This window comes from Pseudomonas sp. 9.3L, from assembly GCF_058536285.1.
Window position 1 is genome coordinate 3,436,246 of record NZ_JBZUBK010000001.1, and the last position, 23,133, is coordinate 3,459,378.

The 23,133-nt window shown below is 61.1% G+C and carries 20 protein-coding genes; 3 read left to right on the plus strand and 17 right to left on the minus strand.

The window, feature by feature from the left end; genetic code table 11:
* Positions 1-55 precede the first annotated feature (55 nt).
* Entirely contained in the window at positions 56-1,525 is a 1,470-nt protein-coding gene (guaB, locus tag AC4LE2_RS15960) for an IMP dehydrogenase (RefSeq protein WP_491826679.1), read from the minus strand.
* A gap of 72 nt (positions 1,526-1,597) precedes the next feature.
* A complete protein-coding gene (locus AC4LE2_RS15965; protein WP_491826680.1) occupies positions 1,598-2,146 on the minus strand; it encodes a sugar ABC transporter ATPase in 549 nt (182 codons plus the stop codon).
* An 85-nt stretch (positions 2,147-2,231) separates the two neighbouring features.
* On the opposite strand from AC4LE2_RS15965, the gene xseA reads away from it, so the two are divergent.
* Complete coding sequence (xseA, locus tag AC4LE2_RS15970; protein WP_491826681.1) at positions 2,232-3,611, plus strand: exodeoxyribonuclease VII large subunit; 1,380 nt, start codon at positions 2,232-2,234, stop codon at positions 3,609-3,611.
* A 13-nt stretch (positions 3,612-3,624) separates the two neighbouring features.
* Here xseA and AC4LE2_RS15975 read toward each other — a convergent pair whose 3' ends face one another.
* The 6 genes from AC4LE2_RS15975 to AC4LE2_RS16000 all read right to left on the minus strand — a co-directional run bounded on the left by AC4LE2_RS15975 (position 3,625) and on the right by AC4LE2_RS16000 (position 10,224).
* Positions 3,625-4,116, minus strand: coding sequence for a hypothetical protein (locus AC4LE2_RS15975; RefSeq protein ID WP_491826682.1), 492 nt, complete (start codon positions 4,114-4,116; stop codon positions 3,625-3,627).
* Entirely contained in the window at positions 4,113-4,961 is an 849-nt protein-coding gene (locus tag AC4LE2_RS15980; RefSeq protein ID WP_491826683.1) for a winged helix-turn-helix domain-containing protein, read from the minus strand. Before AC4LE2_RS15980 ends, AC4LE2_RS15975 begins: the two co-directional genes overlap by 4 nt.
* 62 nt (positions 4,962-5,023) lie before the next feature.
* Positions 5,024-6,244, minus strand: a complete 1,221-nt coding sequence (locus tag AC4LE2_RS15985) for a hypothetical protein (RefSeq protein WP_491826684.1) — start codon at positions 6,242-6,244, stop codon at positions 5,024-5,026.
* A 57-nt stretch (positions 6,245-6,301) separates the two neighbouring features.
* Positions 6,302-8,821 carry a TcfC E-set like domain-containing protein gene (locus tag AC4LE2_RS15990; RefSeq protein WP_491826685.1) on the minus strand — a complete coding sequence of 840 codons (2,520 nt, stop codon included), beginning with the start codon at positions 8,819-8,821 and terminating at the stop codon, positions 6,302-6,304.
* 86 nt (positions 8,822-8,907) lie between these two features.
* Positions 8,908-9,420: a CS1 type fimbrial major subunit gene (locus tag AC4LE2_RS15995; RefSeq protein ID WP_491826686.1), complete on the minus strand. Its 513-nt coding sequence runs from the start codon at positions 9,418-9,420 to the stop codon at positions 8,908-8,910.
* A 3-nt stretch (positions 9,421-9,423) separates the two neighbouring features.
* Positions 9,424-10,224, minus strand: coding sequence for a hypothetical protein (locus tag AC4LE2_RS16000; RefSeq protein ID WP_491826687.1), 801 nt, complete (start codon positions 10,222-10,224; stop codon positions 9,424-9,426).
* Positions 10,225-10,500: 276 nt separating this feature from the next.
* Between AC4LE2_RS16000 and AC4LE2_RS16005 the strand changes: the two genes are divergently transcribed.
* Together AC4LE2_RS16005 and leuA are read left to right on the plus strand one after the other, a co-directional pair.
* The gene (locus tag AC4LE2_RS16005) at positions 10,501-11,328 is read left to right on the plus strand and encodes a peptidoglycan DD-metalloendopeptidase family protein (RefSeq protein ID WP_491826688.1); all 828 of its coding nucleotides are present in this window, start codon (positions 10,501-10,503) and stop codon (positions 11,326-11,328) included.
* 315 nt (positions 11,329-11,643) lie between these two features.
* Positions 11,644-13,314, plus strand: coding sequence for a 2-isopropylmalate synthase (gene leuA, locus AC4LE2_RS16010; RefSeq protein WP_491826689.1), 1,671 nt, complete (start codon positions 11,644-11,646; stop codon positions 13,312-13,314).
* 131 nt (positions 13,315-13,445) lie between these two features.
* Here the strand turns inward: leuA and AC4LE2_RS16015 are convergent, their stop codons facing one another.
* The 9 genes from AC4LE2_RS16015 to pilW all read right to left on the minus strand — a co-directional run bounded on the left by AC4LE2_RS16015 (position 13,446) and on the right by pilW (position 23,112).
* The gene (locus AC4LE2_RS16015; protein WP_491826690.1) at positions 13,446-14,237 is read right to left on the minus strand and encodes an amidohydrolase; all 792 of its coding nucleotides are present in this window, start codon (positions 14,235-14,237) and stop codon (positions 13,446-13,448) included.
* Positions 14,225-15,373: a pyridoxal phosphate-dependent aminotransferase gene (locus tag AC4LE2_RS16020; RefSeq protein ID WP_491826691.1), complete on the minus strand. Its 1,149-nt coding sequence runs from the start codon at positions 15,371-15,373 to the stop codon at positions 14,225-14,227. The genes AC4LE2_RS16015 and AC4LE2_RS16020 overlap by 13 nt, the downstream gene beginning before the upstream one ends.
* A gap of 127 nt (positions 15,374-15,500) precedes the next feature.
* A complete protein-coding gene (gene der, locus AC4LE2_RS16025; RefSeq protein ID WP_491826692.1) occupies positions 15,501-16,964 on the minus strand; it encodes a ribosome biogenesis GTPase Der in 1,464 nt (487 codons plus the stop codon).
* Between the two features lie 115 nt (positions 16,965-17,079).
* Positions 17,080-18,231, minus strand: a complete 1,152-nt coding sequence (gene bamB / locus AC4LE2_RS16030; protein WP_491826693.1) for an outer membrane protein assembly factor BamB — start codon at positions 18,229-18,231, stop codon at positions 17,080-17,082.
* Positions 18,224-18,865, minus strand: a complete 642-nt coding sequence (locus tag AC4LE2_RS16035; RefSeq protein WP_491826694.1) for a YfgM family protein — start codon at positions 18,863-18,865, stop codon at positions 18,224-18,226. The genes bamB and AC4LE2_RS16035 overlap by 8 nt, the downstream gene beginning before the upstream one ends.
* A 46-nt stretch (positions 18,866-18,911) precedes the next feature.
* Positions 18,912-20,198 carry a histidine--tRNA ligase gene (gene hisS, locus AC4LE2_RS16040; protein ID WP_491826695.1) on the minus strand — a complete coding sequence of 429 codons (1,287 nt, stop codon included), beginning with the start codon at positions 20,196-20,198 and terminating at the stop codon, positions 18,912-18,914.
* Between the two features lie 33 nt (positions 20,199-20,231).
* Positions 20,232-21,341: a flavodoxin-dependent (E)-4-hydroxy-3-methylbut-2-enyl-diphosphate synthase gene (gene ispG, locus AC4LE2_RS16045; RefSeq protein WP_491826696.1), complete on the minus strand. Its 1,110-nt coding sequence runs from the start codon at positions 21,339-21,341 to the stop codon at positions 20,232-20,234.
* A gap of 5 nt (positions 21,342-21,346) precedes the next feature.
* The gene (locus AC4LE2_RS16050; RefSeq protein WP_491826697.1) at positions 21,347-22,354 is read right to left on the minus strand and encodes a RodZ domain-containing protein; all 1,008 of its coding nucleotides are present in this window, start codon (positions 22,352-22,354) and stop codon (positions 21,347-21,349) included.
* Positions 22,354-23,112 (minus strand): type IV pilus biogenesis/stability protein PilW, encoded by a 759-nt coding sequence (gene pilW, locus AC4LE2_RS16055; RefSeq protein ID WP_491826698.1) that lies wholly within the window; start codon positions 23,110-23,112, stop codon positions 22,354-22,356. The genes AC4LE2_RS16050 and pilW overlap by 1 nt, the downstream gene beginning before the upstream one ends.
* Between the last annotated feature and the right edge of the window lie 21 nt (positions 23,113-23,133).

Consider the following 23,133-nt stretch of genomic DNA (forward strand, 5'->3'; position numbering starts at 1 on the left):
AAAAAATAAAAACGGGGCTGTGTCTCAACAGCCCCGCTCAGTGAACGCTTGCCTATCAACCTACGCGGTAGTTAGGTGCTTCCTTGGTGATCTGCACGTCGTGAACATGGGATTCGGCCATGCCAGCGCCGGTGATGCGCACGAATTCGGGCTTGGTGCGCATCTCGTGAATATTGGCGCTGCCGGTGTAGCCCATGGACGAACGCAGCCCACCCATCAACTGGTGGATGATCGCGGACAACACGCCTTTGTAGGGCACGCGGCCCTCGATGCCTTCGGGCACGAGCTTCTCGGCGCCTTCGGAGGAATCCTGGAAGTAGCGGTCCGACGAGCCCTGGGCTTGTGCCATGGCTCCCAGCGACCCCATGCCCCGGTAGGCTTTATAGGAACGCCCCTGGAACAGTTCGATTTCGCCCGGCGCTTCTTCGGTACCTGCGAACATCGAACCCATCATCACGCAATAGGCGCCCGCCACGATGGCCTTGGACAAGTCCCCGGAGAAGCGGATACCGCCGTCGGCAATTAGCGGAACGTCGGTGTTTTTAAGCGCTTCGGCTACGTTGGCGACGGCGCTGATCTGCGGTACGCCAACACCGGCCACGATACGGGTGGTGCAGATGGAGCCTGGGCCGATACCGACCTTCACGCCGTCGGCGCCCGCCTCTACCAGGGCCAGGGCAGCGGCGCCGGTGGCGATGTTGCCGCCAATCACCTGCACCTGTGGGAAGTTTTGTTTGACCCAGCGCACGCGGTCGATTACGCCTTTGGAGTGACCGTGGGCGGTGTCGACCACTACGACGTCTACGCCAGCGGCCACCAGGGCCGTGACGCGCTCGCCGGTGTCCTTGCCCGTACCGACCGCAGCGCCAACGCGCAAGCGGCCTTGGTCGTCTTTGCTGGCCAGCGGGTAGGCCTTGGCTTTTTCGATGTCCTTGACGGTCATCATGCCCTTGAGCTGGAACTCCGCATCCACGATCAGGACTTTCTCCAGACGGTGCTTGTGCAGCAGCTGCCGAACTTCTTCCTTGGTGGCGCCTTCGCGCACAGTGACCAGCCGCTCACGCGGGGTCATGACATCACGTACGGCGATGTCCAGGCGGTTTTCGAAGCGCACGTCGCGGGACGTGACGATGCCCACCAGGTCCCCGTTGTGCAGCACGGGTACGCCGGAAATATTATGCAGGCGGGTAAGCTCGAACAGGTCACGCACCGTGGCATCCGCCTCGATGGTGATAGGGTCTTTCACCACACCGGCCTCGAACTTTTTGACCTTGCGAACTTCCGCGGCCTGTTGTTCGACGGTCATGTTCTTGTGAATGATGCCGATGCCGCCTTCCTGTGCCATGGCGATGGCCAGGCGGGCTTCGGTCACGGTGTCCATGGCAGCGGACACCAGGGGTATGTTGAGCTCGATGCCACGGGTCAAACGGGTCTTGAGGCTGACTTCGTTCGGCAGGACCTCGGAGTAACCGGGGACCAAAAGAATGTCATCGAAAGTCAGGGCTTCTTGGCTGATACGCAGCATCGCGGGGGCTCCCGGGCGGGAAAATGGAAGCGCGCCATTATACCTGTAGATGCCCACCGGCTCAATGCATGCTTACAGGCGTACGGTCACCTGTCGCACGGGCCAATCGAGGCGCTCGGCGAAATCTGCCAGAAAGGCTTCGGTAAACTCCGCCTCGCCCCACCCTTCGAAGATAAACCCTACGTTGGAAAAGCCGCACGGCTGCAGGAAGATGAACCCATTGATGTCATCTTCGAAGCCGCACAGCGGGCAGGTAAAGTTATCGGTCAGGCCGGGGTACCACTCCTCCAAGCTTTCGAACAGCGGCTCGCCCACCTCGCGCTGGCATTGAGGGCAGCCTGCTTCTTGTCTGAAGCCCTGCTGCGGGGTGTAGATGCAGCGCTTGGTCATCACGCTCAACCCATTGAGCGCTTCACCGAATGGCAAGCGCTCGGGGTAACGCACCGCGCGCCGGGCGCCCTCGGCAATGGCGTAGCCCATGCCATCGCCGGCGCGGCAGCAGGTGGTGAGCTGGCCATCCACTACATTCTTGTGCACGAGCCAGCGCAGCATCAGGCTGGCGACGCTTTCAGCCCGCGGCACGGTGGAGAGTTGAGGAACGAGAATACTTTGCGAAGCCATGCGAGAGCCATACAACGACAGAACGGTCGATGATTCTAGCATTTCCGGCCGCGACAGCTGCCGTGGTTGCCTTTATTATCAGCCCATGAATAACGACCCCTTTGCCAGGCTTGGCCTGGATCGCCAAGTGCTTACCGTTTCCCAGCTCAATGGGCGGGCGCGGGTGCTGCTTGAAGACGTGTTCAGCAGCGTGTGGGTAGAGGGGGAGATTTCCAACCTCGCCCGGCCAGCCTCTGGCCACCTGTATTTCACCCTTAAAGATGCTGGCGCCCAGGTGCGCTGCGCCGTGTTCCGGCAGAACGCCACCCGAGTACGCCAGGCCCTGCGTGATGGCTTGGCGGTGAAAGTGCGCGGCAAGGTGTCGCTGTTCGAGGGCCGGGGTGATTACCAACTGATCCTCGATACGGTAGAGCCCGCCGGCGATGGCGCCTTGCGCCTGGCCTTCGAGGCCTTGAAAGAAAAGCTCGGCAACGAAAGGCTGTTCAGCGCCGAACGCAAGCAGCCCCTGCCCGCTCACCCCCGGCGCATCGGTATCGTTACGTCGCCCGGCGGCGCGGTGATCCGCGACATCATCAGTGTCTTCCGTCGTCGCGCGCCGCAGGTCAAGCTCACGGTGATTCCTACCGCCGTGCAAGGGCGCGAGGCTATTGGGCAGATTGTGCGGGCACTGGGCCTGGCCGATCGCCACGGCTTCGATGCCATTATCCTGGCCAGGGGCGGTGGCTCCCTGGAAGACCTCTGGTGCTTCAACGAAGAAGCAGTGGCGCGGGCCATAGACGCCTGTATCACGCCCGTGGTCAGTGCCGTGGGCCATGAGACCGATGTATCCATCAGTGACTTCGTGGCGGATGTGCGGGCCCCTACCCCTACTGCCGCTGCTGAGTTGCTGGCCCCCGACAGCAACGACCTGCAACGCCAGTTGGCCAGCCTCAAACGCCGCCTGTTACTGCGCATGCAGCACCGCCTGGCCCACGACCGCTTGCAGGTGGAAGGCCTGACCCGGCGGCTGCGCCACCCTGGCGAAAAACTGCGGCAACAGGCACAACGCCTGGACGACCTGGACATGCGCCTGCGCCGCGCGTTCACCAACGCGATGCACCACCGTCACCAGCGCCTTGCTCACTTGGATGCTCGCCTGGCCGCGCAACACCCGGGCCGCGCCCTCGCGTTGTTGCAGCAGCGCCTCGACCAGCTTCGCCAGCGGTTGCCCAACGTGATGCAGGAGCGTTTACGTGCCGAGCGCCAGCGGTTACAGGCACAGGCCCAGGCATTGAACATTGTCAGCCCCCTGGCCACTCTTGGCCGCGGCTACAGTATTTTACTGGACGAACGCGGCCAGGCCATCCGCCGGGCAAGCCAGGCCACGCCTCACCAACGGCTTACGGCACGCCTTGGGGAGGGTGAATTGACCGTGCGCGTAGAAGGCCCCACCGCCGAGCCTGTGACTCTGCCCTTGTTCGATTGAACAGGCACAGCCCTTAGCCGCCGCAATGCAGCCGCGGCATGTTGATGGCCCCCAAGGCATACGCCTTTCCACCCAGGTGCATGACCTGCAGGTAATAGTCGTGGGTAGGCTCGTGAAAGTAGTCCAGTGCCCAATCGTCGGGCAGGGTATCGCCCATGCCCTTGACCACCTTGTCGATGCGTTTTTTCACATACGGCCCGGCCTGGCCAAAGGTGAATTCGGACACCCGGTGGAAGGTGTACGCATCGGCAGGCTGGCCTGGCGCGTACAGAAACACGCGGCCGTTCAAGCGTGCCAAGCCTTGCCCGTTGTACCGAAAATGTTGGCTCAGATGGCCCTCGGCCCGGTGCTGCTCGTTTAGTGAAGAGACGCGCAGCACTTCAAACGCGGTTTCGCAGGACCACTGCTTGCGAGGTTCGGTTGCCAGCCCGAAGGTAAACAGCCAGGGCGCGATCGCTAACAACAGTAAACAGCCCACCCTCACCATGCACAGCACTGCCCTCATCGCGCCCGCTCACCAACGATCAGGTAAGACAGGCAACGCGCCTGCGCACGTTCGACGGGGCCGTTGCAAAGAAAATAACTGTACACGTCATCGCGAAGGGTGCCGTTGACATACACGTGCGAGGGGGTGGCCCCGCTCAGCGCCGCTGCCGGAAAACGCTGCAATTGAGCAAGGTGATGGCCAATGACATCGGGTTTTCCTGCCAGAGTGGGGCCAACGAACACCCGCGAAGCGCCGTCACTGCCCGCAGGTACGTACAGCGCGGGCACTTGACTGGTGAGAGGAGACACACCCCGCAAGGTATCCCACCCTAGCGCCATGGCGCCATTCAGGCTCAAGAAGGTGCATACATACAGTGGTGCCCGCCAACGCCGCCATACGTCATAAACCGCGAAACGGTTTAGGCGGGTGCTCCAGTGGCGCCCACTCGCCGGGGGCAAAGGGGGCTGCACCTCAGTCACGGCAGGCAGCGTAGTTGGAGGCTGAAGATTGGCGACGCGCTCAAGGCCTTGCTGAGTTACCGGCACGCAATCGGCCATCTTGTAGCCAATGCGTGGCACCGTCACTAGCCAATCCGGTGGCTGCCCGATGCTCGCCAGGCAGCGCCTGATCTGCGCCACCGACTGGTTGACGCTGTTGCCCGAGACCTGTTGCCCATAGCGTTCCCAGCCTTGGTACAGCAGCTCTTTCTTGGTCACGATACTGCCCTGGGCTTCAAGCAGGGCGGACAGGCACCGGCTAGCCGCCGCGCCCAGTGAAACGGCCGCGGCTGGATCATTCACTGGAGCAATTTCAAAGGACTCATCGTCGAACAGGGTTGTTGTGTCTATCAGATAGCGTGTCATGCACGACCCCCTCTGGATACTTGGCTGACACCCACTTGGATAGCGCCGGCCAAGATTAACACTCAAAAGCTGGCGTCGAACACGACCGTGGCCACGCCCCGGTAGGTTTGCCCGGCGTAGCTGGCCATCCTCGCGGTGAAGTCAGCCGGAACGTCGTAATGCAGGCTGGCGGCGCGGTCGAACTGCACCTGCACGCTCTGAAACTCCCGTGCGTTGGCGCTACCCTCAAGCAGCAACTGCCGCTGCACAGGCTGTTTGGTCTGGCGCCCCACAACCCCTAGCGGCAAGGTGACTGAAATGTCCACGGGTACTTGGGCCGTCCCGTTAGGGGATTGGATAGCGCAAGTGCCGCCGATGGGGTACTCGCACGCCAGGTACATCCTGAACTTGCCCGAGCTGGAGAGGTTGAACCGTTGGCTGGCCGTGAGGGCTGGTGGGTTTTTACCGGTATTGAGCCAGGCCTGCCAGCCACCGGCCGGTTGCAGCACGGCGCGGTCTGCCCCTGGAGGGAAGTCCACTTTGAGCAAGTGGTTCACGGCCAAGTCGAAGGTGAGCGTAACGGTATTGTCGGACGGCAGGGTGAGGTCGCCGAAGTCCAGTTCCTGGTTCGGCCCCACGCCTAGCGACAGGCTGCCGCTGTAGCGACCGATGTCCATGTTCAAGGGGTCCGGCGTAATCAACTCATAGGAAAACGTTACGTTGGTGTAGGTAAAGGACGGCACCACTTCGATCTTGGCCGGCATGCTACAGGCGCCAATACCTACGGGCATTTTCCAGAAAAAACGGTACCGGGTCGGGTTATACCAACCCGACCCTGAGTTCTTGCAGGGTGCCGGGGCATTCACCCAGGTACGGCGCCACACGCTGGCGTGATTGACGATGGTTTGGTTCAGCGCGTACTCAGCCCCGATACCTGCAAAACGAAAGCGCAGTTCAGCGGTTGCGCCGGTTTTTTCATGGGTTACGGTGATCGTTCGGAACGCCGTCGGTAACCTGAAATAAGCACCCTGACGAGCATTGCCCTGGTTTACCTGGGGAATGATCGACTCTTGAGTGGCGAACCGGATAGGCAGGCTGACGCTGAACTGATTGAGCTGCTCGCACTGGGCAGGGTAAAGCGCACAATAACCGCCATTTGGCGTAGTGTTCTTGAATTCATTGCGTGAAGGGTTGGCTTTATCGGGGGAATAAACCGCTGTGATGTTGATCTGAGCGGCCACTGCCATAGGGGGGCGTAACAGCCCAAGCAGGCTGAGCAGCGTTAGCACAATAAGGGTCCGCATGGGGCCTCCCTGGACGTTGGTGTTGTTAGGCATGAGTGATGAAGCGGCCGGCATACCTCACCCCTCCTGTCGAGCAACCGCTGGGGCGGAGGGCAGGCAGGTAAGGTCAGCGACAAGCAGCACGTCGTTCTCGCGTTTGTGCTTGTGCGGCTCCAGGGTGATGGTGCAGGCGTGGCGGCCTGAATGGCTCACTTCGAGCACAGGCGTGGCCTCGCTCATTTCAAGTACGAAGAAGCCATCGGCCTCCGTTACGCCAGAGCTTGCATGGTTCTGCACCCGCGCACCGCGCAGAGGGCGCCCCTGGGGGTCGAGCAGGCGGCCCAGTACCGATACAGTCTTGAACACCTGCACCTTTTGGTAACGCACCGCACCTTTGTTCAGATGGTAGGTGGCCAATGCGGGCTCGATGTGCGCTGCGTGAGCATCGTCGCTGGCAAAATCGAACTGCACCGCACCGCCCTTGTAGGCGCCGATCGGGATCAGGTTGCGGCCAGGCTTTAGCTGCCCGCTGTACCCGCCCCCAAGGTCGTCGGCGCGCAGGGCCAGGTTCGGCAGGTCGGAATCAACATCCACGATCATTGCTGCTTCGTTGCCGTAGTAGCGGCTGCTGGCGGCCAGCTCGCCACCGCCGAAGGCCAGGGTGCTGGCCAGGTTAACGCCACCGCTGAGCGCACCACTGTAGGAGTAACGCTGCGCATACAGGTCGCCGCTGAGCTGCTCGGTTTGCAGGTAGGCTTGCCCCGACACCCCTACCCCGTAGCGATCCGCGTCCAGGGTGGCGGAGTAGCTGCGCAGGATGCCCTCTTCATAGTGGCGCTGATAACCCAGCGACGCGTTCACGTCACGCTTGCCATCGGGGCCGGTCCGTGTCCCAACACTGGCGGACACATGTTTGCCAGCGCCGCCCAACGCCAGGTTGATACCCACTTCCAGCCCACGGTTGCGCCGGGTGCCGGTGGTAATGGCGCTGGGCCGGTCGAACAAGGACACGCGCCAATTCACATCGCTGCCAAACAGTGTGCCATTGCGCAACCAACTCAGGTCTAATGCCACCCCGCTTACATTGCCCTGACTATGGGCGATGCGGGCGTTGAGGCTGCTGTCCAGGCTCAGCCGCTGGTTGAGGGACAGCGCGCTATTCTGCGTGGCGCCGATGTAGTGGCGGCGTTGACGAATTGCCACCCCGTCGAGGTAGTCATACGAACGCCGTGTATCCAGCCAGGCGCGGCTATGGCTGAACGCCAGGCTACCGCTCCCGTAACGGTAAACACTTTGCACGTCCAGGCCAGTGCCGTGCTGGCTGGTCTGGTATAGGTTGGCGTAAAGGCTGGCGCGGTCGGTCAGGCTCCAGTCCAGCGAAGTGCCGTACTGGTTCTTTGCGTCGATATGCTGCGCCGACAGCCCAACCACCACACGGGGGTGCGCCAGGTAATTGAACAAGGCCCCGAAGGTGGGTTGCTGTGTGCGGTCATCTTCCCAGTTATTCACCAGCCGAGCATTGCGGCCTGCATACAGGTTGTAGCGCCAGCGCTGCGCGGCGTTGTGCCAATTGGTGGGCTTGTAGATGGTTTCTTCGGTGGTCGACGTCACTGCGCCGTCCTCCACCACCCGTACCTGTACGGGATAGATCCCACCTGGCAATTTGCGCGTATCCAGGGTTTGCAAGCCGGCTTGCACCGCCTGGCTGTTGATCAGCACCCCGTCACGGTAGATCTCTACCACGCCCTGCCGAGAAGGGGTGACGTACACCGGATAGGTACTGGGGCTCGCGGTTTCAACCACCAGGCTATCGCTGCTGCCGACCATTACGCCCAAGGTGGTGTCGGGGCTGCCGCCGAACTGCCGTGGTTGCCGGTACAGGCCCAAGGCATCGGGGGTGAAATAGCCCAGCCGAAAGAACGCCCCTTGCACTTCTCGCTGGGTATACAGCTCGTTGATCGAATGGTACACGGGCGCGCCGGGCGCGCCGGTCTTGGCCAGTTGCGCGGTAGCGATCTGGGTCCAGCCCCCCAGGCTGCTGCTGCCCTGAAGGTAATAACGGCCCGACCGCTCGCTGTCAGAGCCGCCAGTAAGGTTCAATTGGTTCTGCAGCAACAGGCCGTAGCTGCCGGCCTGGGGAAGGTCATGGTAACGAGGCTGCAGCGCCTTGCGCTCAGCCTGTTCGGTGAGAATGAACAGCTGAGAGTCTTCCAACTGGTAATGCAGGGCCAGCAGCCCATTGGGGCATTGGCCGGTGCAGGTGCCCAGCGCCGTGTCATCGGCCAGCGTCTGGGCCCATAAGTCCCGCTGCGCCTGAGGCCACGTGCTGTCCTGGCTGTCGGTGAAATCAAGCAGCCGTACGGTGTCGTTGCGGCTGATCACCGCCAAGGCTTCGCCAAGAAACTGCCCATCCAGCTCAATGCGCACGGCAAGCGGAACGTCGAAAAAATGTTCTTCAAAACCGTCAGGCAGTTGCTCGGCCTGATTCAGCACCGTCAGGCCGCTTACTCCTTCTACCGCCTGCGCGGCGGGCTGCACCAGCGTAAACAGCGCGCAGCAGCAGGCCAGCAAGGCAGGTTTAAGTGCGTTGTCGAACATTGGTTTCTCGTATGGCAGGTCGCGAGGCGCGGCGGCAAGGTGCCTGTTGAACAGGCCGCCTTGCCGCCGGCAAACAAGGGCTGTGCTTAAGGGTTGGTGGCGACCACGGCGTCGAAGGTCATGTTGACGTTGCCTGAGTAGTTACCTGGCTTGAAGCCGCCCGAGGGCTTGGCACCTGGTGCGATTTCCAGATTCACCCGCTGCCCGGCGGCGGCGTCGCTGGCACTGGCCACTTCGATGGGAGTGGTCGCGCTCAACACCTTGCCATTGAAGGTGACGACCAAAGGGATAGAGGTGGTGCCATTGCTCAGGTAGGCCTCGGTGTCGGTCAGGCGCGCCTGGATGGCGCCAGCGGTGTGCTTGACATCGAAGGGCTTGCGCAGCTTATCCAGGGTTTCTTGAACCAGGTTCCACTCCATCCGCTGAGGCAGGCCGATCCAGCCGGCGTCAGCGGGCTGCACGTAGAACGTATTGGTTGGCACCGTGGCAACCAGCTGCACTTGATGCTCAACCGACGTATCGGCGGCGAACGCGCTGCTCGCAGCCATGCCGAGGGCCGCGGCTACGGCCAGAGAAGGAGCGAGGGTCTTACGTGACATAGGTCATTTCCTTTTGGGTTGTGATGAAGCGTTGTGGTTGAGCGGTTGTGCCGCTAAAGGGCTGACGGCCACGGGCTGTTCTCGATCGCCCTCCAGCAGCACGAAGTGGTAGGTGCGGCCGGGTAACTTGGCAAAGCGGTGCCGCTTGCCGGGTAGCACGTAGTGCTGGGTCAAGGGCTTGCATTGCTCGGGATCACTGCTGGCGCAGTCTTTGAAATGGTCGAGTACCACAGTGGTATTGCCTGCGTTCTCCACGCCGTACTCGGCAGGGTCGTCGCGCAGGCGGGTGTCGAACCTGAGCTGGTCGGGCCTCACGAACAACACGGTGCCAAACCCTGAGAGCACGGTGACCCCAGCGGCCAACTCCTGCTCATAGGCCTTGCGCTGCGCCTCATCGGTATTGAACGCGTCCGCCCCACTGGGCAGCACAGGCATGAAGCGCACACGGAAATAACGCTCCGCAGGCCGCGCCCCGAGGAACAGCAGGCGCGTCGATTGCCGGCCCTTGGCGGGTATGATCATTCGCGCGGGGCTGGCCACCAGCGTGTTGTGCCCAAGCATCGGGGCTGCGCCTAACGCTTGCGGCGCCAGCTCCCGCTGATGGCCCTGTTCATCGATCAGGATCTCTTGAACCGATACTTTGATGAACGCCGTGCTGATGCCTGAGTTGTACACGCGCTTTAACAGCGCGCTTCTACCCGCTTCAAGAAAGTTGAACATCGCACCGGGGTTAATCATCGGCGACGCCAACGCATGCGGTACCAGGCTTAACCACAGCACGCCCATCAAAATGAACCTACGCATGACACACTCGTATTCAGTCCCGGACCACCGTGATCAGCCTTGGCAGCGCCCAGGGTGATGAACCTGGGTGCCGCGGCGGTGACCACGAACTGAGCGCAGTGTTGCAGCGACGAACGGTCATAGCGAGGCGTGGGCATGACTGCTCATCACTGGCAGCTGCCCTTCATTACATTTCATGGTTTTTCAAGATAAGGGCAGGCCGCTTGAGCAGCCCCATGGCGCAAACCCCTGCATCCTCCCTTAAGATGGCCGCTACCTTTACGCCCTGGACCGACCATGTATCGACTGCTCTGCACCCTACTGCTTGCCATAACCACGTCCTCCGCCTGGGCGGACAGCTACCTCACTCGTCAATTGAACAGGCCGGTGCCCGGTGGTGTGGCGGTGATCGACCTGGGTGACGCACCTGCCGCACCCCAAGCGTTCCTGGGCGGCAAACCTGTGCTGGTAGTAAAGGAGCAAGACAGATGGCGCGCCGTGATAGGGATCGCCTTGAAAACCCAGCCTGGCACGCAAACGCTAGAGGTACGCGAAGTTGGCGCCCCGCGTGCAGTCACATTCAGCGTTGGCAGCAAAACCTACCCTGAGCAGCGCATCACCTTGAAGAACACGCGTCAGGTGAACCCTGAGCCCCAGGACCTCACCCGCATCAATAAAGAGCTGGCTGAACAGAACCAGGCCTATGCCCACTTTGCGCCCGGCACGCCCAGCAACCTGCTGCTCGACAAGCCGGTGAACGGGCCGTTGTCCAGCCGGTTCGGCGTGCGTCGCTTCTTCAACGGGGAAGAACGCAACCCGCACTCGGGGCTAGATTTCGCCGTGCCTGCCGGCACGCCCATCAAGACCCCCGCAGCGGGCAAGGTCACCCTGGTGGGGAACTACTTCTTCAACGGCAATACGGTGTTCGTGGACCACGGCCAGGGCTTTATCAGCATGTTCTGCCACATGTCCAAGGTTGACGTGAAAATAGGCCAGGTATTGGCTCGCGGTGCGGTGGTAGGCCGAGTAGGCAGCACCGGGCGCGCCACCGGGCCGCACATGCACTGGAACGTCAGCCTGAATGACGCGCGGGTGGACCCGGCGATTTTTATTGGCAGCCCGTGAGCAAGGCGCACCTTTCAACGACGCAGAACGAGGGCATATTTCTAGCGATTAACGAAAATATGTGAAATTTTTTATCGTTAATATCCGTTTAATTGAACTTTTATACCAATTTCCTTGCACAGCTTGCGATCTTCCTCTGCACTGGTTAGGGTTTGAGGCATGCACAATCAACATACCCATATATTGCTTCGTCAGCACCGGTGCCTGAATCTGGTTGGCTTTCGACTACCTGCCAACCGCTGCGCATCGCTTCTTCAATACCGCATTTAAGCAAAGCCGGCCCTGGGGCCGTCGTCGCGAAAGGATTTTGACTCCATGACCATGCTCAAAGACCCGTCCAGCAAGTACCGCGCGTTTCCCACCATAGACCTGCCTGATCGCACTTGGCCGTCAAAGGCCATTACCGAAGCACCAATCTGGTGCAGCTCGGACTTACGCGATGGCAACCAGTCCTTGATCGAGCCAATGGACGCCGAGAAAAAGCTACGGTTCTGGAAGACACTGGTCAAAGTGGGCGTGAAAGAGATCGAAGCGGCGTTCCCGTCTGCTTCGCAAACCGACTTCGACTTCATCCGTACGCTGATCGAAGGCGGTCATGTGCCTGAGGACACCACCATTCAGGTGCTGACCCAGGCACGGGAAGATTTGATCGCCCGCACGTTCGAATCCTTGCGCGGTGCCAAGAAGGCAATCGTTCACCTGTACAACGCCACCTCCCCCGCCTTCCGCCGTATTGTCTTCAACCAGGACAAGCAAGGGGTGAAGGACATCGCGGTGAACGCGGCCAAGCTGTTCGTGAAATACGCCAAGCAGCAGCCCGACACCGAATGGACGTTCCAATACTCGCCAGAAACCTTCAGCGCGACCGAGCTTGCGTTTGCTAAAGAGGTCTGTGATGCGGTAATCGAGGTGTGGAACCCTACGCCGCAGAACAAGATCATTCTCAACCTGCCTGCCACGGTGGAGGTGTCCACCCCCAATGTATACGCCGACCAGATAGAGTGGTTCTGCCGCAACATCAACCGCCGCGACAGCGTGTTGATCAGCCTGCATACCCACAACGATCGGGGCACCGGCGTCGCTGCCACCGAACTGGGCCTGATGGCCGGGGCCGACCGCGTAGAAGGCTGCCTGTTCGGGAACGGTGAGCGCACGGGCAACGTCGACCTGGTCACCCTCGGCCTGAACCTCTACACCCAGGGCATCAACCCCCTGCTGGACTTCTCGGACATCGACGGCATACGCAAGGTGGTCGAGGAATGTAACCAACTGCCGGTACACCCTCGACACCCGTACGTAGGCGACCTGGTACACACGGCCTTCTCCGGCTCTCACCAGGATGCCATTCGCAAGGGGTTCACTCAGCAAGCCGAAGGCGCACTGTGGGAAGTGCCCTACCTGCCCATCGACCCGGCAGACATCGGCCGCAGCTACGAAGCGGTTATTCGGGTAAACAGCCAGTCCGGCAAAGGCGGCATCACGTACCTGCTGGAACAGGAATATGGCATCAACCTGCCACGGCGGATGCAGATCGAATTCAGCCAAGTGGTGCAGGGCGAAACCGACCGCTTAGGGCTGGAAATGACCGCAGAGCAGATCTATAAGCTGCTGCAAAAAGAATACCTCCAGGCCAACCTGCCCTACGCCTTGGTCAGCCATCGTTTGGCTGAAGAGAATGGCAACAGCCAGGTGTATGTGGAGATCAGCAGCGAAGGCGAAACCTTGCACTGGAAAGGCAAAGGCAACGGCGCCCTGGAAGCCTTAGTCAACGCCCTGCCCGTGGGTGTGGAAATCATGGACTACAACGAACACGCCATCAGCTCGGGGACCAACGCCAAGGCGGCGGCCTACATCGAGCTGCGCGTGGCCGGTGAACGGCCCGTGCACGGCGTAGGTATCGATGAAAACATCACTACCGCCAGCTTCAAGGCGTTGTTCAGTGCCCTTAACCGGTCGCTGAGCCAACAGGCCACGCAGGCGGCGTGAGCCATACCCGGTTAGTAGTACACCGGTAGGAGCCAACGGCAGTTGGCGAAGGTTTCTCGGCCTGCCTCCTGGGCAGGAGGAGCCTTCGCCAACTTTGTTGGCTCCTACGACTGGCTACAAGTGGTGGTGGGTTAGGTGATTTCGAACGTGTCCGCATCCAGATGTGCAGGAAAGCGGGTACGGTACGCGGCGAGTTCGGCACTGCTGAGGGTGACGTGAAATACGCCCTCGGCTTCCCCTGCATTGAGCAGAGTTTCACCCTGCACATCTAGCACCTGGCTATCCCCCGTATAGGCGTAGCCCTTCCCATCAGTGCCCACACGGTTTACGGCCACCACGTAGCAGAGGTTTTCAATAGCCCTGGCGGGTAGCAAGCGGTTCCAGTGTTGCCGGCGCGCCCCTGGCCAGTTGGCGGTGTACAGCAGCAGGTCAGTGTCCTGCGGGTCGCGGCTCCACACCGGAAAGCGCAGGTCGTAGCAGATGAGCGGGCGCACTCGCCAGCCCTTCAACTCCCAGCGCACCTGGCGCTCGCCGGGGGCGTAGTGCTCGTGCTCGCCCGCCATCCTGAACAGGTGACGCTTGTCATAATGCATCACCGTGCCGTCTGGCCGCGCCCATAGCAGCCGATTCCGGTAACTACCGTCGGCAGCCTGGATAATCACGCTACCGGTGATCACTGCATCCAATGTTGCGGCCTGTTCGCAGAGCCAGGCGCGCGTGGGGCCATCCTCCGGTTCGGCCAGGGTGGCTGACTCCATGGAAAAGCCCGTGGTGAACATTTCCGGCAACACCACCAAGTCTGCACCGGCAGCCTGGGGTAACAGCGCCGCAAAGCGTTCCAGGTTGGCGGCCCGGTCGTGCCATTCCAGGTCACTCTGCACCAAGGCTACGTTCAAATCCGGCAACTGCGTTAGATCGCGCATAGTTTCTCCGCTGCGGCGCGTAAGGTGTCTTCGCGTTTGGCAAAGCATAGGCGTACCAGCCGCTGCTGCGGTATAGGCGTCTGATAGAACACTGAGAGCGGGATCGTCGCCACCCCATGCTCACGGGTAAGCCAGAGCGACATGTCCACGTCATTAAGGTCTGGTCGAATGGCGGAATAATCCACCACTTGGAAATAGGTAGCAGGCGTACGGGTAAAGGTGAAACGGGAAGTGGCCAGCAGGTCGCAGAACAGATCCCGTTTAGCCTGGTAGAACCCCGGCAATTCGCTCACGTGTTCCGGGTGGGCCGCCATGTAATCGGCCAGCCCGCATTGCAAAGGGGTTACTGCGCAGAAATTCACATACTGGTGAATCTTTCGCAGCTCCAACGTCAAGGCCGGGGGCGCCACGACATAACCCGTCTTCCAGCCCGTCACGTGGTAGGTCTTGCCGAACGAACTCACCACAAAGCTACGCTCATACAGGCCAGGGTGCGCCAGCACGCTGGCATGGCACGCACCGTCATACACCAGGTGTTCGTACACTTCATCGCTGATCAGGTACAACCCTCGGGCCTGCACCAGGGCGGCCAGCCGCTCCACGTCCTGCGTGCTGACCAATGCGCCGCTGGGGTTATGCGGGCTGTTGAGCATGATAAGCCGGGTGCGAGGGCTTAGCGCTGCCGTCAGCGCGTCCCAGTCCAGCGCGAAGGTGACGGGGTCTAGCGGCACGTGTACGCAACGGCCGCCCGCCAGCGCGACGGAGGGCTCGTAGCTGTCATACACCGGGTCGAACACAATGACCTCATCACCCGGGCGCACCACGGCCTGAACCGCGCAGAAAATAGCTTCGGTGGCGCCAGGGGTGATCGTGATCTCATGGTCAGGGCTCACCTGAGCACCATAGCTCCGGGCAATCTTTGCGGCCACCTGCTCGCGCAAGCCAGGCAACCCCGCCATCGGTGCGTATTGGTTGCGCCCTTCCATCACATGCCGCGCTACAGCTTCACGCAGTGCCAAGGGCCCGTCGAAGTCTGGAAAACCCTGGCTCAGGTTCAACGCGCCGGTTTGCGCGGCGAGCTGTGACATGGTGGTGAAGATGGTAGTGCCGACGTTGGGCAGTTTGGAAGCGATCATCTGGGTCCCCTGCTAGCCTATCGCCCGTGAACGCGGGCGAAGGCGCAGGATAGCCGATCGAGGGAGGCAGGCGTTAGCAAGTGGCTAGCGCGGCGCTGGCCATCCGTTGGCTAGCCCCACCCCACAATTAGCGCTTGTCCTTGCGCTTTTTCTCGGCCTTTTTGTGGTGCGACATCAGGCGGCGCTTCTTGTTGACCTGGCGGTCCGTGAGGGTGTTTTTGTTGCCCTCATAGGGGTTTTCACCACCCTTGTATTCGATACGGATCGGCGTACCGACCAGCTTGAGTACGCGCCGGTAAGTGTTTTCCAGGAAGCGGGTGTAGGAGCGCGGAACCTTCTCCACCTGATTGCCGTGAATCACGATCAGCGGCGGGTTGGCGCCACCCAAGTGGGCATAACGCAGCTTGATGCGACGGCCATTGACCATCGGGGGCTGGTGATCGCCCACGGCGTCTTCCAGGATCTGCGTTAGGCGGCTGGTAGGCCAACGGGTGATCGCGGACTTGAACGCGGCCTGTACCGAACCGTACAGGTTGCCTACCCCGGTACCGTGCAGTGCAGAAATGAAGTGGATGTCTGCGAAGTCTACGAAGAACAACCGGCGCTGCAATTCGGTTTTCACGTATTCACGCTCGCCTGGCGCCATGCCATCCCACTTGTTCAAAGCGATTACGATGGCGCGGCCGGTTTCCAGCGCAAAGCCCAGGAGGTTCAGGTCGTGATCGACCACCCCTTCGCGGGCGTCCATCACGAAGATCACGACATTGGCATCTTTGATGGCCTGGAGCGTTTTGACCACCGAGAATTTTTCAACTTCCTCGTGGATCTTGCCACGCTTGCGTACGCCCGCCGTGTCGATGAAGGTGTACTTGTCACCATCTCGCTCGAACGGGATGTAGATGCTGTCGCGGGTTGTGCCGGGTTCGTCGTAGGTGATCACCCGCTCTTCGCCCAGCATGCGGTTGACCAACGTGGACTTGCCCACGTTCGGGCGGCCAATAATGGCGATTTTCACGCCGTCTTTTTCGCTAGGGCCTGGCACGCGGGTCGGCTCTTCGCCTTCGGCCACGTTCTCACCCAGCTCGTCCTCGGACAGGTCGCGAGGATATTCACCCAGCGCCGACTCCAGCAGCGCGTTCATGCCACGGCCCTGGGAGGCCGCTACTGGAATCGCGTTACCCATGCCAAGCGGTGCGAATTCAGCACGCGCCATCTCGGGGTCGATGTTATCGACCTTGTTGGCCACCAGCAGCGAACGCTTGTTTCGCTTGCGCAAGTGCTCAGCGATCATCTGGTCGGCAGCGGTGAAGCCGGCGCGGGCGTCCACCATGAACATCACCAGATCAGCTTCTTCGATGGCCAGCAGCGACTGCTCGGCCATCTTTTCATCCATGCCGGCTTCATCGCCTGTGATACCACCGGTATCGACGACAATATAAGAACGGCCTTGCCACACCGCTTCACCGTATTGACGGTCGCGGGTCAGGCCGGACAGGTCGCCAACAATGGCGTCGCGGCTCTTGGTCAGGCGGTTGAACATGGTGGACTTACCCACATTGGGACGGCCAACCAGAGCGATTACGGGAACCATACGGCTCTCCACTTTACAATTTCAGAAAGGCAAAGGCCGCTGCGGGGCAGCGGCCATTAACGAGTGCGGGATCACCCCGCGCGCTTGGGGCTAACTGCCCCAAGCATAGCAAGCATTACTTGATGGTCAGGGCCTCGAGCTTGCCGCTGTTGGCGTACACATAAAGCATGTCGCCTACCACCAATGGCCGCGCCCGCAAGCCGTCACCGTCAATCTTGATACGGCCCACGAAGCGACCGTCTACCTGGCTGAGCAGGTGCAGGTAACCTTCCATGTCGCCCACGGCGATATAGCTGGAGAACACCTCAGGGGCGGTCAGCTGGCGGCGCGCCAGTGCATCGTTGCTCCATAGAGCCGTGGTAGAGCGCTCATCCACGCCTTCGACGATGCCAGTCGCACCGGCCACGTACACGCTACCGAACCCTTGCGCCACGCCGGCATAGCTTGACGCATCGCGCTGCCACAGTACCCGACCGCTTTCGAGCTCAAGGCCCGCCATACGGCCCTGGTAGGTAGAGACATACAGGTTGCCGCCAGCCAGCAGCAGGCCGCCGTCGATGTCCACTACGCGGTCAAGCTCCGAACGGCCTTGCGGAATGGCAACGCGGGTTTCCCACACAGGGTTGCCATTGCGAATGTCCAGCGCGACCACTTTGCCCGTGGACAACCCGGCAACCGCCAATTGGTTGGTGGCCAAGGGTGCGCTGGTGCCTCGCAGGGTCAGTACGGCAGGGGTACTGTCGTAGATCCAGAGCTGGTTGCCGTTGCTTGCATCCAGGCCTACCAAACGGTCGTCCTGGGTCTGCACAACCACCACGTCGCCATTGCTGGCGGGTGGTGCAAGCACTTCGGCTTTGACGTGGGCACGCCACCGTTCCTCGCCACTGGAAGCATCCAAGGCAACCACATCACCGCGCAAGGTACCGAACATGACCATGCCACCACTCACGCCCACGGCGCCCGAGATCGGCATTTCCATGTCCTTCTCCCACTGAACGTCACCGTTCATGCGGTCCATGGCCATTACCAGGCCATTGGTGTCTGCGGCGTAAACCGTGCTGCCCTCGACGGCAGGTACCAGCATGTTGAAGGTTTCGCCCTGGCCATCGCCAACGGAGCGGCTCCAGACCTTACTCAGCGATACCTCTTCTTTGAAGTCGGTTAACTCCGCAGGCGGAAGTTCCTTGTTACTGTTGCTGCTACACCCCACGACCCCCAGGGCCAGTGCCAGCAATACCGCATGTTTCCATCGAATCACGTCACGCATCCCCTTTGGCCAGGTCGTCGAGCTTGAGTTGGAGGTCGCCTACGGCAGCATCGTCGGACAGTGCACCTTTAGCTTTACGGTAGGCAGCGGCGGCATCGTCAGCCCGGCCCAGTTTTACCAACAGGTCGCCACGCAGCTCTTCACGGCTGGCAACGAAGGCTTTGTCCGGTTCGCCGGTAAGCAACTTGAGCGCATCTTCCGTCTTGCCCTGCGCCGCTAGCACCTGGGCGAGCCGCTCGCGCGCCACTTCACCCAACGTGGGGTTGGCAGGCTTGTCGACCACGGCTTGCAGCTGGCCTGCGGCCGCGTCCGGGCGACCGGCATCTACGTTCACTTTGGCCTGGAAGAGCTTGCCATACTGCGCATAGGCCGTTCCGCCGTATTGTTTTTCGAGTTCACCGGCCAGGTAGTCCACCTTGGCCTGGTCTGGCTTGCCACCAGGCGCAAGCGCAGTCTCCAGCAGTTGCTGGTACAGGCCTGAAGCCCCTTGGGCCTGGTTGCCCTGATATTTCTGCCAACCCTGCCAGCCAAAGACCACTACCAACGCCAGCAGGCCGCCGGTGACCAAGGGCTTGCCGTTGCGCTGCCACCAGTCCTTGAACTGGACGAGCTGTTCATCATCGCTACCCGACACCCCAATACTCCTGTGTTATTCACGTATGCCCACACGGGCAATTTGATCAGGCCTGCAAGGCGCTGGCGAGCTGTTCGGCCAGCGCGCTCCAGGCAATGTCCTGTTGTTCGCCCTGACCGCGCAAAGGCTTGAACCCTATCATTTCACCGGCCAGCTCGTCCTCCCCCAGTACCAGGGCGAAGAGCGCGTTACTTTTATCAGCTTTCTTGAATTGGCTTTTGAAGCTGCCGCCGCCCGCGTTTACCTGCAGCCGCAGCGTGGGCAAGGCGTCCCGCAACCGCTCGCTCAGCGTTAACGCGGCCAGCTCGGCAGCCTCACCAATGGCGCACAGGTACACATCTACCTGACGGGCCAGGGCCTCAGGCACCTGCTCCAGGGTTTCGAGCAGCAGAATCAGCCGCTCGATGCCCATTGCAAAGCCGACGCCTGGCGTTGGCTTGCCGCCCATTTGCTCGACCAGGCCGTCGTAACGGCCGCCTGCGCACACGGTGCCCTGGGCGCCCAGTTTATCGGTCACCCACTCGAAGACAGTCTTGGAGTAGTAATCCAGCCCGCGCACCAACTTGGGGTTGATCACGTAAGGAATGCCTGCAGCGTCGAGCCGCGCCTTGAGCCCCTCGAAATGCACTTTGGATTCGTCGTCGAGGTAATCGGCCAACTTGGGCGCATCCACCAGCAGCGCCTGAGTCTCGGGTACCTTGCTGTCGAGAATGCGCAAGGGGTTGCTGTTCAAGCGGCGCTGGCTGTCTTCGTCCAGGGCACTAAGGTGCTGGGACAGAAACGCGACCAACGCCTCGCGGTAACGGGCGCGGGCCTCGCTGGTACCCAGGCTGTTGAGCTCAAGCTTGACCGCATCGCGAATACCCAGTGCGCCCCACAGGCGCCACGTCAGGGTAATCAACTCGGCGTCGATGTCTGGGCCTGCCAGGTTGAACACTTCCACACCGATCTGGTGGAACTGCCGGTAACGCCCCTTTTGCGGCCGCTCGTGGCGGAACATAGGGCCGGCATACCACAGCTTCTGTGGTTGACCGCTGCCGGTAATGCCGTGTTCGAGCACCGCACGCACACAGGCGGCAGTTCCTTCGGGCCGCAGGGTGAGCGAATCACCGTTACGGTCGTTAAAGGTGTACATCTCTTTTTCGACGATGTCCGTCACTTCACCGATGGACCGCTTGAACAGCTCAGTGAATTCAACGATGGGCATGCGGATCTGGCGATAGCCGTAGGCGTCCAGCAATTGCGCCACGGTACCTTCGAAATAGCGCCAAAGGGGGGTCTGCTCGGGCAGGATGTCATTCATGCCACGAATGGCTTGCAGAGACTTTGTCACAGGGTGTCCTTAACGATTCGATTACGACGGCTTTCAGCCACGGGCAATAACAGCCGCATCGGCTTCGACCTTCTCTGCCGCCTTTTGGCGGATCAGCCGTTCAAGCTGTTCAGCCAGGTTGTCATTGGTCAATTTTTGCGCCGGCTTACCGTCGATGTACACAAGGTTGGGCGTACCACCCGTGAGGCCAATATGTGCCTCCTTGGCTTCGCCGGGCCCATTCACCACGCAGCCAATCACGGCAACGTCCAATGGCACCAGCAGGTCTTCCAGGCGCTCTTCCAGTTCGTTCATGGTTTTCACCACGTCGAAGTTTTGCCGGGAGCAGCTTGGGCACGCGATGAAGTTGATCCCGCGAGACCTCAACCGCAGCGACTTCAGTATGTCGAAGCCCACCTTTACCTCTTCCACCGGGTCTGCCGCCAGTGAAATCCGGATCGTGTCGCCGATGCCATCGGCCAGCAACATGCCAAGGCCAACGGACGACTTCACGGTACCGGCACGCAGACCACCGGCTTCGGTAATGCCCAGGTGAAGCGGCTGAATAATCTGGCCTGCGAGTAGTCGATACGCCGCCACCGCCATGAAGACATCGGAAGCTTTAACGCTGACCTTGAAGTCCTGGAAGTCAAGACGGTCGAGGTGTTCTACGTGGCGCAGGGCAGATTCCACCAGTGCTTCGGGGGTAGGCTCGCCGTATTTTTTCTGCAGGTCTTTTTCCAGAGAGCCCGCATTGACCCCAATACGGATTGGGATGCCACGGTCGCGGGCGGCATCCACCACGGCGCGCACGCGGTCTTCGCGGCCGATGTTGCCAGGGTTGATGCGCAAACAATCCACGCCCAACTCGGCTACGCGCAGCGCAATCCGGTGGTCGAAGTGAATGTCTGCTACCAAGGGCACATTGACCTGCTGCTTGATCTTGCCGAAGGCCTCGGCGGCATCCATGTCCGGCACGGAGACGCGAACGATGTCTGCGCCTGCCGCTTCCAGCCGGGCGATCTGCGCCACGGTGGAGAGCACGTCCAAGGTATCGGTGTTGGTCATGCTCTGGACGGCAATGGGCGCATCACCCCCTACCGGAACGTTACCCACCCAGATTTTACGAGACACGCGCCTTTTGATCGGAGATTCGCCATGCATGACAGTTATTGCCCCAGTTTCAGGCGAGCCGTTGCGCCCGAGATGAAGGGCTCCACGTTCACGGCCTGGCCGTTATAGGTAATCTGTGCCGCTCGGGCAACGCCCAGGCGCACCTGAAGAGGTGGTTTGCCGCTCACGTCCAGGCTATCGCCCTTGCGCTTGAGACCGCTGGCCAGCACCTTGCCGGTGGCATCGGTGACCTGCATCCAGCAGTCGGCAGTGAATTGAATCTGTACCTGGCCTGCGCCTGGCAGCGGAGCTGCCGCCTGATCAGTACCTGGTGTGGCAGGCATTCCTGTGGCAGGCACTCCTGTGGCGGGCGCCCCAGGTGTAACCGGCACGGCGCCGGGCGGATTGGTCGACAGCGGCGCAGCGTTAGGGCTCGCCACCGGAGCGGCCGGCGTTGCGCCGGTTGCTGGCGGGTTGGCGGCCAGTTGTTCGGTTGCGGTGGGGGTTTGCAACACGGGTGCAGCCGCCGTTTGGCTATCGGCCACCGCTTGGTCTTCAGGCTCGTCGATAGGGTGAATCTGGGTAGTGCCGTCAGCGCTCTCTACTTCCACATGCTCCATGGCGGTACCGGCCTGGTCCCGGCCACGCGAGGCGTTCTGGTCTTGCCACCACAGGAAGCCACCGCCAATCACTAGCACCAGCAATAACAGGCTAACGATGCGCAGGATATTGTGTGAAAACCGCGCGGGCTCCTCGATACGCCCCAGGCCATGCACGCTGGCCCCCTGGGCATTAGTGCCTGTGTATTGGTCGAAGGCTTGCACCAGCGGGGTTTGATCCATGCCTAGCAGCTTGGCATAGGCACGAATGTAGCCACGTGCGAACGTATGCCCTGGCAGCCGCTCGAAGGCGCCCGCTTCCAGGTTGGCCAACGAGGTGGTGGTGAGGTTCAGCCGCGTCGCCACTTCCTGCAACGACCAGTTTCTGCTTTCGCGGGCCTGGCGCAAGGTTTCACCGGGGTTCGTGCGAGCCACTGCTACTGCTTCGGGATGCGCCGCTTTCATCATTGCTCCGACAGGTATTGCTGATATTCCGGCGTGCCGGGATACAGTCGCTTCAATTGCAGGCCAAAACTGGCTGCCCGATTCTTGTCGTCAAACAGCTTCGCCAGCCGTATGCCCAGCAACAGGCTACGGGCATTCTGCTCGCTCAGCTGGCTAAAACGCTCGTAGTAGTCTCGCGCAGGTACATACTGCCGCGCTTCATAGGATAGCTCGGCCATTTCCAAAAGCGCGCGCGGTTGTTGGGCGTTAAGCCTCAGGGCTTTCTCCAGCCACTGCTGAGCCTCTGGTTTGTTCTGCAGCATCAACGCCGTGATGCCCATGTTTTCGAACACCCTGGACCGCTCTGGGTAAAGGCTGTCTTCGGAGGCTTGGCGAAACTTGTCGTAGGCGTCCTGGTAGCGTTTGCGCTCGTACAGAAAGCCGCCGTAGTTGTTCAGAATGCGTGCATCACCTGGGCGGCCCGACAACGCTTTGCGAAATTGTTGCTCGGCCAGGGGCCCCTCCCCTTCGGCCTGGAACACCAAGGCTAGCGCAGCGTTTGCGTCCGGGTCGTCGGCGTCCAGCTCAAGGGCCTTTTTGAGGGGCACCTTGGCGCGCTCGGTTTGATTCTGTTGCAGGTAGCCCAACCCAAGTTGCGTGTAGGCATCGCGCGCCTGAGCCCTGCCCTCACGGGTTTCCATGGGGTTCACCTTGCCGGTTGTAACACAGCCCGTGAACGACAGGGCTATAACGAGCAGAAGTGCGTGGCGCAGGGTCATTGAGTTCCTCTCTTTGGGGGG